The following is an 11,158-nucleotide window of genomic DNA, read 5'->3' as shown; positions in this document are numbered from 1 at the left end:
ACTTCCGCACTCACGGCAAGGGGTCGGTCAGCGCACGACCTTGAGGTTGAACTGGGCGGTGCCCAGGGCACCCATGAGGCGAAGCCACACCGGCAGGATCATCTCGGTGCCGCGAGCGGTCTCGATGCCGCCGAGGTCGATGACGTCGTCGTGGCCGAAGGATCGCAGCAGGTCGGTGACGGCCGCCTTGGCGTCGGCGTCATCGCCGGAGACGAACACCGTGCTGCTCGCTCCCAGAGACTCGGGGTGGACCATCAGGTCGGCGGTGAGGGTGTTGAGCGACTTGACGACCCGTGCCTCGGGGAAGGCGCGCTGCACCTGCTCGCCCAGGGAGTCGGTGTCCTTGACGAAGAGGGTGGGAGGGAAGCCCGCCGAGAAGTCCAGCGGGTTGGAGATGTCGAGGAGCGGCTTGCCGGCGAGGTTGTCGGCACCGGCGAGGGCAAGGACCTCCAGCGCGGCGCCGCCCGAGGTGGCGTTGACGACGAGGTCGGCCGCAGCGGCGGCCTGCGCGAACGTCTCGACCGACGCCCCCGGGTGGTCGGCGAGCCAGTCGCCGAAGGACTCGCCGTCCCCCTCGCTGCGGGCCAGGGTCGCGGCGGGCTCGCGCGTGCCGACGACGACGTCGTGGCCGAGCTCGAGGAGGCGGGTGGCGATGGTGCGCCCGACCGTGCCGGTGCCGAGGACTGCGATGGTCATGGGAGGTCCTCCGAGGGTGCGCGACTGGGGGTAGACAGGTCTGTCTATCTCAGAAATGGACGCTAGCAGACAGATCTGTCTACCATCAACCCCATGCCCCCAGCGAGCGCGCGCGACCGCATCCTCGACACGGCCTTCCGCCTGTTCTACGCGCGGGGCCTGCGCGCGGTCGGCGTCGACCTGATCATCGCCGAGTCCGGGGTGGCCAAGGCGACGTTCTACAAGCACTTCCCCGCCAAGGACGACCTCGCCCTGGCCTACCTCGAGCGGGTCGACGGCGTGTGGAGCGGCCAGCTGCACGCCGCGGCCGAGGCGGCCGGCCCACGACCGGCCGACCAGCTGGTCGGGCTCTTCGACGCCCTCGGCACCGCCTGCCGGCGCGACGGCTACCGGGGGTGCGCCTTCATCAACGCGGCGGCCGAGTCGGTGCCGGGGACCCCGGTGCACGACCGCACCGTCGCCCACAAGGCCGAGGTCCTGCGCTGGGTCACGGCCGTCGCCGCCGAGGCGGGCGCGCCCGACCCGCGCGGGCTGGCCCGCTCCCTGACCCTCCTGCTCGACGGCGGGCTCGCGAGCGGCGCCCTCGACGGCGACCCCGAGGCCGCGACCCGCGCTGCGGCCTCGGCCCGGGTCCTCGTCGACGCGGCCCTGGGCGCGGCCCCGACCACGGTGACGGGATGACCACCGTCGGCCTCGTCCTCGCCGCGGGGGCCGGGCGGCGGATGGGTGGGCCCAAGGCCCTCGTCCGTACCGACCCGGACGGCCCGACCCTGCTCGAGGTCGCCGTCGGCCGCATCCGGGCCGCGGGCTGTGCCGACGTGGTCGTGGTCGTGGGTGCCGCGGCCGAGGACGTCGAGCCCCTGGCGAGGTCCACCGGCGCCGAGGTCGTGCTCGCCTCCGACTGGGACGAGGGGATGGGCGCGTCGTTGCGCGCCGGCCTGGCCCACCTCGAGTCCGCACCCACCGCAGCCGACCTCGCCCTCGTCACGCTCGTCGACCTCCCGGACGTCACCGCCGAGGTGATGGCGCGCGTCCTCACCGCCGCCGACGGACCGGCCTCGCTGGCCCGCGGCGCCTACGACGGCGTCCCCGGCCACCCCGTCCTCCTCGGCCGCGACCACTGGGCCGCCGTGCGCACCGTGGCCCACGGCGACCGCGGCGCCCGCGACCACCTGCGCACCACCCCCCACGTCCTCGTCGAGTGCGGCGACCTCGCCACCGGCCGCGACGTCGACACCCCCGCAGACCTCGCCTGACGTCGAACGAGGCCCCTTCGCTACCGGATCGCCCCGTCGTCAGGGATGCTGGCGCCATGGACCCGAGGACGACGTTCGCGACGACGCCCGAGCTCACGAGCGCGCTGGGGGAGACCGGCTACCTCGTCGACGACTCCCTCGCGACCGTCGCGTGGCTGGGCCTGCGCCTCGCGCGGCCGCTGCTCCTCGAGGGTGAGCCGGGCACCGGCAAGACCGCCCTGGCCGAGGCGCTCGCCGAGGCGATGGACCTGCCGCTCATCCGGCTCCAGTGCTACGAGGGCATCGACGCCACCCAGGCCCTCTACGACTGGGACTTCCCCCGCCAGATCCTCCACGTGCGCGCGCTCGAGGCGGTCGACGGCGCCGCCCGCGACGTCCGCGAGGTGGAGGAGGGCCTGTTCGACGAGCGCTTCCTCCTCGCCCGCCCGGTGCTGCGCGCCATCCGCGACGCCCCCGCCGTCCTCCTCGTCGACGAGGTCGACCGCGCCGACGACGAGTTCGAGGCCTTCCTCCTCGAGGTCCTGTCGACCTGGCAGGTGACCATCCCCGAGCTCGGCACCATCGCCGCGGCGGTGCCGCCCGTCGTGGTCCTCACGAGCAACCGCACCCGCGAGCTGCACGACGCCCTCAAGCGCCGCTGCCTCTACCACTGGCTCGAGCACCCGGGGATCGAGCGCGAGCTCGCCATCCTGCGCAGCCGCGCGCCCGAGGTCCCCGCGGCGCTCGCCGACCAGGTCGTCCGCCTCGTCCACGGCATCCGCGCCGACCGCGAGCTCGTCAAGCCCCCGGGCGTCGCCGAGACCCTCGACTGGGCCCGCGCCCTGCACGAGCTCGGCACCCGCGAGCTCGACACCGAGACCGCCGCCGCCACCCTCGGGGTCGCCGTGAAGTACCGCGAGGACGCCGAGCGGGTGAGGAAGGCGCTGGACACCATGCTCAGCCGATGAGCGCCGCGCTCGAGGAGCTCGACCTGCTCCACCCGCCCGAGGAGATCCTCCTCGGCTTCGCCCGCGCCCTGCGTGCCGCCGGGCTCGCCGTCACGGCCGACCGCGAGCGCACCTACCTCGAGGCCGTGGCCGCCGTCGGGCTCGACGACCAGCCGGCGGTGTACTTCGCCGGTCGGGCCACCCTGTGCGCGTCCCCGGCCGACCTCGAGCGCTACGACCACGTCTACTCCGCGTGGTTCAGCGGCACCCGCGCCGGGACCAAGGACGGCGCGCCCCTGCCCACGGTCGTCACCCAGGCGGGCCTCACCGCCTCCGACGACCGGGTCGGCGAAGGCGTCGAGGACCCCGACGCCGTCCACGCGCAGGCCAGCCCCACCGAGGTCCTCCGCCACCGCGACGTCGCCTCCCTCGACCGGCGCGACCGTGAGGCGCTCGCCCGGATGTTCGCGGCGCTGCGCCCGACCGCCCCCCGGCGCCGCGCCCACCGCCACGCGCAGGCGCACCGCGGTGCCGTCGACGCCCGCCGCACCCTGCGATCGATGCTGCGCCGGATGGGGGAGCCCGGCGAGATCAGCTGGCGCCGCCGCACCACGAGGCCGCGCCGCGTCGTCCTCCTCGTCGACGTCTCCGGGTCGATGAGCGCCTACGCCGACGCCCTCGTCCGCCTGGCCCACGCCTACTGCGCCTCCGGGGTGCCGACCGAGGTGTTCACGCTCGGCACCCGCCTCACCCACGTGACCCGCCCGCTTCACGAGCGCGACCCCGACCGCGCCATCGTGGCGGCCGGCGCGGTCATCCCCGACTGGTCCGGCGGCACCCGCCTGGCCGAGGGCGTCAAGGTCTTCCTCGACCGCTGGGGCCGCCGCGGGATGGCGCGCGGTGCCGTCGTCGTCGTCTTCAGCGACGGGTGGGAGCGCGACGAGCCCGAGGCTCTCGGCGAGCAGGTCCGGCGGCTGCGCGCGGTGGCCCACCGGGTGGTCTGGGTGAACCCGCACCGGGGGCGGCCGGGCTACGAACCGGTGCAGCGAGGCATCATGGCGGTCCTGCCCCACGTCGACCACTTCGTCGCGGGGCACTCGATGGCGGCGTTCGAGGAGCTGACGGAGGTGGTCGCCCGTGCGTGACGTCCTGCCCGAGCTGATGCAGTGGTGGCGGGCCGGCGAGAGCGTCGGCGTCGGCACCGTGGTCGCGACCTTCCGGTCGGCACCGCGCCCGGCCGGTGCCTCGATGCTCGTGGGCCCCGGGGGCGAGGCCGTCGGCTCGGTCTCCGGCGGCTGCGTCGAGGGCGCGGTCTACGAGCTGGGCCAGGAGGTCGTGTCCTCCGGGCACCCGGTGCTCCAGCGCTACGGCGTCTCCGACGACGACGCGTTCGCCGTCGGCCTGACGTGCGGCGGCATCCTCGACGTCTTCGTCGAGACCGTCTCGCAGGAGACCTTCCCCGAGCTCGGCGCCGTCGCCGACGACGTCGAGGCCGGCCGACCCGTGGCGGTCGCCACCGTCATCGAGCACCCGGACCCCGCGTGGCTGGGGCGCCGGCTCGTCGTGCGCCCCGAGGGTGTCGACGCCCCCGACGCCGGCAGCCTCGGCAGCCCCCGCGCCGACGGCGCCGTCACCGACGACGCCCGCGGCCTGCTCGACGTCGGCCGCACCGAGACCCTCACCTACGGCCCCGACGGCGAGCGGCGCGGCGAAGGGATGCGGGTCTTCGTCTCGGCCTACGCGCCGCGCCCGCGGATGCTCGTCTTCGGCGCCATCGACTTCGCCGCCGCCGTCGCGCACGTCGGGACCTTCCTCGGCTACCGCGTCACGGTGTGCGACGCGCGCCCGGTGTTCGCGACGGCCAGCCGGTTCCCCGCGGCCGACGAGGTCGTCGTCGAGTGGCCGCACAAGTACCTCGAGGGCGAGGCGGACGCCGGGCGCATCGACGGCCGCACCGTCGTGTGCGTCCTCACCCACGACCCCAAGTTCGACGTGCCCGTCCTCGAGGCCGCGCTGCGGCTGCCCGAGGTCGCGTACGTCGGCGCGATGGGCTCGCGGCGCACCCACGACGACCGGGTCGAGCGGCTGCGCGAGGCCGGCCTCACCGACGCCGAGCTGGCCCGGCTCTCGAGCCCGATCGGCCTCGACCTGGGCGCCCGCACGCCGGAGGAGACGGCGGTCTCCATCGCCGCCGAGATCGTCGCGCTGCGGTGGGGCGGGGGCGGCCAGCGACTCCAGGAGGTCGTCGGCCCGATCCACCACGGCAGCAGCTGAGGCCACGGTTTTCCTGTCGGGAAAGCGCAGTTCCGCAATGTGGGCCGGGGATGTCGTTCGACAGCCCTTGTGATGCGGCTCACTTCGGGTGAGGATCACGAGCACGACACGGTCCACCTGCGAAATGGAGTCAACGATGACTCGGGTCAACGTCACTGTCGACGGAGTTGCGTGCTCCGACGACGTCGAACCGCGCATGCTGCTCGTCCACTACCTGCGAGAAGTCGTCGGGAAGGTGGGAACCGTCGTCGGCTGCGACACCAGCAACTGCGGCGCGTGCACCGTCCACCTCGACGGGCGCAGCGTGAAGTCCTGCAACGTCCTGGCCGTCCAGGCCGACGGGCACGAGGTCACCACCATCGAGGGCATCGCCCCGCACGGTGAGCTGCACCCGATGCAGCAGGCCTTCCACGACAACCACGCCCTGCAGTGCGGCTACTGCACGCCGGGGATGATCATGCAGGCCATCGACGTCCTCAACGACAACCCGAACCCCACCGAGGAGGAGATCCGCCTCGGCCTCGAGGGGAACCTCTGTCGGTGCACGGGCTACCACAACATCGTCAAGGCGGTCGCGGCATGCGCGAGCGCCAAGGTGCCCGAGACTCAGGGGAGCGAGGCCCGATGACCGCCGTCGACGACCGCCCGGCCCAGGAGGTCGGTTCCTCCCGCAAGCGCAAGGAGGACCAGCGCCTCATCACCGGTCGCACCCGCTGGACCGACAACATCACCCTCCCCGGGATGCTCCACCTCGTGATGGTGCGCAGCCCGTTCGCGCACGCGACCATCACCAACGTCGACCTCGAGGCGGCCAAGGCCAGCCCCGGGGTCGTCACCGTCCTCAGCGGTGCCGACGTCGCCGACGCCCAGGGCGCGCTGCCCTGCGCCTGGCCGATCACGCCCGACCAGAAGGCCCCGGCCCACCCGTCCATCGCCGTCGACCGCGTCGCGTTCGCCGGCGAGATCGTCGCCGTCGTCGCGGCCCGCACCGCGGCCGCCGCCCGCGACGCCGCCGAGCTCGTCGACGTCGACTACGACCAGCTGCCCGCGGCCCTGGACCTGCGGAGGTCCGCCGCCGACGAGACGCTGGCCCACCCCGACCTCGGGACGAACAAGAGCGCCTTCTGGCAGTTCGACTCCGCCACGGCGGGCACCGGCAGCAGCGTCGACGACGCGATCTCCGCCGCCCGCTCCGACGGCATCGTCATCGAGCGCGAGTACCGCCAGCAGCGCCTCATCCCCTCGTTCATGGAGCCGCGCTCGGTGGTCTGCGACCCCACGGGTGAGCAGACGACCATCTGGTCGGCGACCCAGGTGCCGCACTTCGTGCGGATCTTCACCGCGGCCGTCCTCGGCATCCCCGAGTCCAAGGTCCGCGTCATCGCCCCGGACGTCGGCGGCGGCTTCGGCGGCAAGCTCCAGTACACGCCCGAGGAGAACATCACCACCCTCGTCGCCACCCGCCTGGGCAAGCCCTGCAAGTGGACCGAGACCCGCAGCGAGTCCCTGCTGTCGGCGCACCACGGCCGCGACCAGTGGCAGAAGCTGACCCTGTCCGCCACCAAGGACGGCACGGTCACCGGCCTCAAGGTCGACCTCCTCGCCGACATGGGCGCCTACCTCGGCCTCGTCACCCCCGGCGTGCCGATCCTCGGCGCGTTCATGTTCAACGCGATCTACAAGTTCCCCGCGTACCAGTTCAACTGCACCAACGTCTTCACCAACAAGACGTGGACCGACGCCTACCGCGGCGCCGGCCGTCCCGAGGCGACCTACGCCATCGAGCGGCTCATGGACGAGCTGGCCGTGGAGGTCGGGGTCGACCCCCTCGAGATCCGGGAGAAGAACTGGATCAAGCACGAGGAGTTCCCCTTCACCAGCGTCTGCGGGCTCGAGTACGACTCGGGCAACTACGAGGCGGCCACGGCCATGGCGAAGGAGATGTTCGACTACGACGGGCTGCGCGCCGAGCAGAAGCAGCGCCGCGAGTCCGGCGACACCGTGCAGCTGGGCCTGGGCATCTCCACCTTCACCGAGATGTGCGGCCTCGCCCCGAGCCGCGTCCTCGGCAGCCTGTCGTACGCGGCCGGCGGCTGGGAGCACGCGTCGGTGCGGATGCTGCCCACCGGCAAGGTCGAGGTCGTCACGGGCTCCAGCGCCCACGGCCAGGGCCACGAGACCGCCTGGAGCCAGATCATCGCCGACCGCCTGGGCGTGCCCTTCGACGACGTCGAGGTCCTCCACGGCGACACCCAGGTGGCCCCCAAGGGCCTGGACACCTACGGCAGCCGCTCGCTCGTCGTCGGTGGCGAGGCACTGATCCGGGCCGCCGACAAGGTCATCGAGAAGGCCCGGCCCATCGCCGCGCACATGCTCGAGGCCAGCGTCGACGACATCGAGTTCAAGGACGGCACGTTCTCGGTGCGCGGCACCGACAACGGCAAGGCGATGGCCGAGGTCGTCTGGGCGACCTTCGCCGGGCACGACCTGCCCGACGGCACCGAGCCGAGCCTGGACTCCGACGCCACCTACGACCCGGTCAACTTCTCCTTCCCGCACGGCACCCACCTGTGCGCGGCCGAGGTCGACACCGAGACCGGCAAGGTGACCCTGCGCAAGTACGTCTCCGTCGACGACATCGGGAACATCGTCAACCCGCTCATCGTCGAGGGCCAGGTGCACGGCGGCATCGTCCAGGGCATCGCCCAGGCGCTGTGGGAGGAGGCGGTGCACGACGAGTCGGGCACCCTCGTCTCCGGCTCGTTCGTCGACTACACCCTGCCGACCACCGCCGACACGATCTCGATGCAGACCGCCAACACCGTCTCGCCGTCGACGACGAACACGCTCGGCACCAAGGGCGTCGGCGAGGCCGGCTGCATCGCCTCCACGCCGGCGGTCGTCAACGCCATCGTCGATGCCGTGCGGCACCTCGGCATCAACGACATCCAGATGCCGTGCACGCCCGAACGGGTGTGGAAGGCCATCCAGACCGCCGGGGCCCACTCCGGCGCGGTCACCGAGGAGGCGCAGCCGCACTTCGCGGAGGACGCGCCCAACCAGGACCCCAGCGCAGGCGCGACGGACGGAGCGGCACAGTGATCCCCGCGGCATTCGACTACGTGGCCCCCACGAGCATCGACGACGCCCTCGCGGCGCTCGCCGAGGCCGGTGACGACGCCAAGGTGATGGCCGGCGGCCAGAGCCTGCTGCCCATCCTGCGGATGCGCCTCAACGCACCCGAGAAGGTCGTCGACCTCGGCCGGATCGAGGAGCTGCGCGGCATCCGCGAGGAGGGCGACGCCATCGTCATCGGGGCGATGGCACCGTACAGCGAGGTCGTCAAGGACCCGCTCGTGCGGCTCCACGCGGCCCTGCTGGCCCAGGCGGTCGAGGAGGTCGCCGACCCGCAGATCCGCCACCGCGGCACCGTGGGCGGGGCGCTCGTGCACGCCGACCCCGCGGGCGACGTCGGGGCGCCGGTCCTCGCGCTCGACGCCGAGCTCGTCATCAGGGGCCAGGGAGGGGAGCGGACCGTCGCGGCGGCCGACTTCTTCCAGGACCTGTTCGAGACGGCCGTCGGTGAGGGCGAGCTGCTCACCGCCATCCGCATCCCCAAGCACACCGACTGGGTGTCGCACTACGAGAAGTTCGTCCGGGTCTCGCACCAGTGGTCGATCGTCGCCGTGGCGGCGGCGCTGCGGGTCGAGGGCGGCACCATCGCCGAGGCCCGGATCGGGCTGACCAACATGGGGTCCACGCCCCTGCGGGCCCGGTCGGTGGAGGAGGCCCTCGTGGGTCGCTCCGCGTCCGACATCGGTGACGCCTGCGCGTCGGCCGCCGACGGGACCAACCCGCCGAGCGACCTCAACGGTGACGCCGACTACCGGCGGCACCTCGCCGGGGTCCTCACCCGTCGTGCCGTGACCACTGCGCTCGGCGGCTGAGGCGCCCATGGAGCTGGCGCACTCGTTCACCGTCCCCGCCGACGTCGACACCACGTGGGCGACCTTCATGGACCTCGAGCTCGTGGGCTCCTGCTTCCCGGGGGCCACGGTCACCGAGGCGTCCGACGACGGCTTCGCGGGCACCGTCAAGGTCAAGCTCGGGCCGATCGCCCTGCAGTACGCGGGCACCGGCACGTTCGTCGAGCGTGACGACACGGCGCACCGCGCGGTCATCGAGGCCAAGGGCAAGGACAAGCGCGGCAACGGCACGGCCGGGGCCACGGTCACCATCGCGCTCGCGCCGAGCGGCACGGGCACGGCGGTCGACGTGACCACCGACCTCCAGGTCACCGGCAAGCCGGCCCAGTTCGGCCGCGGCGTGATGCAGGACGTGTCCGACAAGCTGCTCCAGCAGTTCGTCGGGTGCATCGAGGGCAAGCTCGGCCCGGCCGAGCCCGAGCCTGTGCCCGAGCCGGGGGGCGCGGCGACCGCTGCGGTCCCCACGCCCCTTCCGGCCGCACGCCCGAGGCCGACGGTCGTCCCGTCGCCCCGGGTCGTGGAGCAGGACGACTCCCTCGACCTCGGGTCCGCGGTCCTGCCGGTGCTCGCCCGCACCTACGGCGGCTACGTGGCCGCCGGGGTGGTCGGGCTCGTCCTCGGCTGGCTCATCGGGCGTGGCGGGTCCTGACGCTGCGGACCCCGTGCGACCTCGACGGCTCCCGACGCGACCCCGCGGCGGGGGCCGTCGTCGTGCGGGACGTGGTGCGGGCCGTCGGCTCCTCGCCGGCACGGGCCCGCAGCTCGTCGCGGATGCGGCGGGCGTCGGCGTCGCGGGCGTCGGTGAACCAGGTGATGCGGCCACCGTTGTCGGCGGACATCCGGCGGTGGGTTCGCTCCATGAGCGTGACGACCGGGGCCAGGAGGGCTCCGGCAGCAGCGGCGGTGAGGACCGTCTCCAGGATCTCGTTCGTGAACATGGCACTAGTTTGATGGTCAACCATGAACTGCCACCAGTGGCAGGATTGACAGTGACCCACAAATAACTGCCATACTGGCGGCATGGCCCTCCGCTCCGTCGCCGTCCTGCTCCAGGAGCCCGTCGCGCTCTTCGAGTACGGGGTCCTCGCCGAGGTCTTCGGCATCGACCGCACCGACGAGGGCGTCCCGGCGTTCGACTACCGCGTCTGCTCGGAGGAGGCCCGCCCCCTCGACGCCCGCAACGGCACCACGGTGAGCGCCGCCCACCGCCTCGACGCCACCCTCGACGCCGACCTCGTCGCCGTCCCCGCCTCGCCGTCGGCCTGGACCCCCACTCCCGCGGTCGTCGAGGCCCTGCGTGCGGCCCACGAGCGCGGCGCCTGGATCATGTCGGTGTGCTCGGGCGCGTTCAGCCTGGGTGCCGCCGGCATCCTCGACGGCCGTTCCTGCACCACGCACTGGCGGCACGCGGCCGAGCTGGCCGAGCTCCACCCCGCGGCCAGGGTCGACCCCGACGTCCTCTACGTCCGCGACGGCAACATCATCACCAGCGCCGGCACCGCGGCCGGCATCGATGCCGCCCTGCACCTGGTCCGCACCGAGCTCGGGGCGTCGGTGGCCGCGACGATCTCGCGCCGGATGGTCGTGCCGCCCCACCGCGACGGCGGCCAGCGCCAGTACGTCGAGCGACCGGTCCCCACCTGCGACGCCGAGAGCCTGGGCCCGGTGCTCCAGTGGATGCTCGAGCACCTCGACCGGGCCTTCACCGTCGACGACCTCGCCGCCCGCGCCACGATGTCGTCGCGGACCTTCGCGCGCCGCTTCGTCGCCGAGACGGGCACGACGCCGCACCAGTGGCTCACCGACCAGCGCGTGCTGCGGGCCCGCCAGCTGCTCGAGTCCTCGGACCTGTCGATGGAGGAGGTCGCGCGCGACGCCGGCTTCGGCTCGGCGGCCCTGCTGCGCCACCACTTCGCCAAGTGCACCGGCATCAGCCCGTCGGCGTTCCGCGCGCAGCACCGCGTCTCGGCCTGACCAGCCCGGACGCGCCCGGCGCCGACCTTCACACGATCTCCACACG

General features: G+C 73.3%; 12 protein-coding genes. 10 read left to right on the top strand and 2 right to left on the bottom strand.

What is annotated here, in order from left to right:
• Positions 1-27 precede the first annotated feature (27 nt).
• A complete protein-coding gene (locus tag ACFLFB_RS15690; protein WP_392543104.1) occupies positions 28-696 on the bottom strand; it encodes an NADPH-dependent F420 reductase in 669 nt (222 codons plus the stop codon).
• A gap of 93 nt (positions 697-789) precedes the next feature.
• On the opposite strand from ACFLFB_RS15690, the gene ACFLFB_RS15685 reads away from it, so the two are divergent.
• The 9 genes from ACFLFB_RS15685 to ACFLFB_RS15645 all read left to right on the top strand — a co-directional run bounded on the left by ACFLFB_RS15685 (position 790) and on the right by ACFLFB_RS15645 (position 9,787).
• Entirely contained in the window at positions 790-1,377 is a 588-nt protein-coding gene (locus ACFLFB_RS15685; RefSeq protein WP_392543103.1) for a TetR/AcrR family transcriptional regulator, read from the top strand.
• Complete coding sequence (locus ACFLFB_RS15680; protein ID WP_392543102.1) at positions 1,374-1,952, top strand: NTP transferase domain-containing protein; 579 nt, start codon at positions 1,374-1,376, stop codon at positions 1,950-1,952. Before ACFLFB_RS15685 ends, ACFLFB_RS15680 begins: the two co-directional genes overlap by 4 nt.
• Positions 1,953-2,008: 56 nt before the next feature.
• Entirely contained in the window at positions 2,009-2,899 is an 891-nt protein-coding gene (locus tag ACFLFB_RS15675; protein ID WP_392543101.1) for an AAA family ATPase, read from the top strand.
• Positions 2,896-4,023, top strand: a complete 1,128-nt coding sequence (locus ACFLFB_RS15670; RefSeq protein ID WP_392543100.1) for a VWA domain-containing protein — start codon at positions 2,896-2,898, stop codon at positions 4,021-4,023. The genes ACFLFB_RS15675 and ACFLFB_RS15670 overlap by 4 nt, the downstream gene beginning before the upstream one ends.
• Positions 4,016-5,152 (top strand): XdhC family protein, encoded by a 1,137-nt coding sequence (locus tag ACFLFB_RS15665; protein ID WP_392543099.1) that lies wholly within the window; start codon positions 4,016-4,018, stop codon positions 5,150-5,152. The genes ACFLFB_RS15670 and ACFLFB_RS15665 overlap by 8 nt, the downstream gene beginning before the upstream one ends.
• Before the next feature lie 136 nt (positions 5,153-5,288).
• Positions 5,289-5,780, top strand: a complete 492-nt coding sequence (locus tag ACFLFB_RS15660) for a (2Fe-2S)-binding protein (protein WP_392543098.1) — start codon at positions 5,289-5,291, stop codon at positions 5,778-5,780.
• Entirely contained in the window at positions 5,777-8,254 is a 2,478-nt protein-coding gene (locus tag ACFLFB_RS15655; RefSeq protein WP_392543097.1) for a xanthine dehydrogenase family protein molybdopterin-binding subunit, read from the top strand. The genes ACFLFB_RS15660 and ACFLFB_RS15655 overlap by 4 nt, the downstream gene beginning before the upstream one ends.
• Complete coding sequence (locus ACFLFB_RS15650; protein WP_392543096.1) at positions 8,251-9,099, top strand: FAD binding domain-containing protein; 849 nt, start codon at positions 8,251-8,253, stop codon at positions 9,097-9,099. Before ACFLFB_RS15655 ends, ACFLFB_RS15650 begins: the two co-directional genes overlap by 4 nt.
• Positions 9,100-9,106: 7 nt before the next feature.
• Positions 9,107-9,787, top strand: coding sequence for an SRPBCC domain-containing protein (locus ACFLFB_RS15645; RefSeq protein WP_392543095.1), 681 nt, complete (start codon positions 9,107-9,109; stop codon positions 9,785-9,787).
• On the opposite strand, the gene ACFLFB_RS15640 is transcribed toward ACFLFB_RS15645, so the two are convergent.
• On the bottom strand, positions 9,765-10,076 hold the full coding sequence (locus ACFLFB_RS15640; protein ID WP_392543094.1) for a hypothetical protein: 312 nt from the start codon (positions 10,074-10,076) through the stop codon (positions 9,765-9,767). The two genes, ACFLFB_RS15645 and ACFLFB_RS15640, sit on opposite strands and share 23 nt — an antisense overlap.
• Before the next feature lie 82 nt (positions 10,077-10,158).
• Between ACFLFB_RS15640 and ACFLFB_RS15635 the strand changes: the two genes are divergently transcribed.
• Positions 10,159-11,112 (top strand): GlxA family transcriptional regulator, encoded by a 954-nt coding sequence (locus ACFLFB_RS15635; protein ID WP_392543093.1) that lies wholly within the window; start codon positions 10,159-10,161, stop codon positions 11,110-11,112.
• Positions 11,113-11,158 lie beyond the last annotated feature (46 nt).

The sequence above is a fragment of the Oryzobacter telluris genome (assembly GCF_043099285.1).
In the GTDB taxonomy this organism is placed as follows: domain Bacteria; phylum Actinomycetota; class Actinomycetes; order Actinomycetales; family Dermatophilaceae; genus Oryzobacter; species Oryzobacter telluris.
The sequence above is the reverse complement of the archived record's forward strand: the minus strand, read 5'-3'. Positions and strand labels throughout refer to the sequence as shown.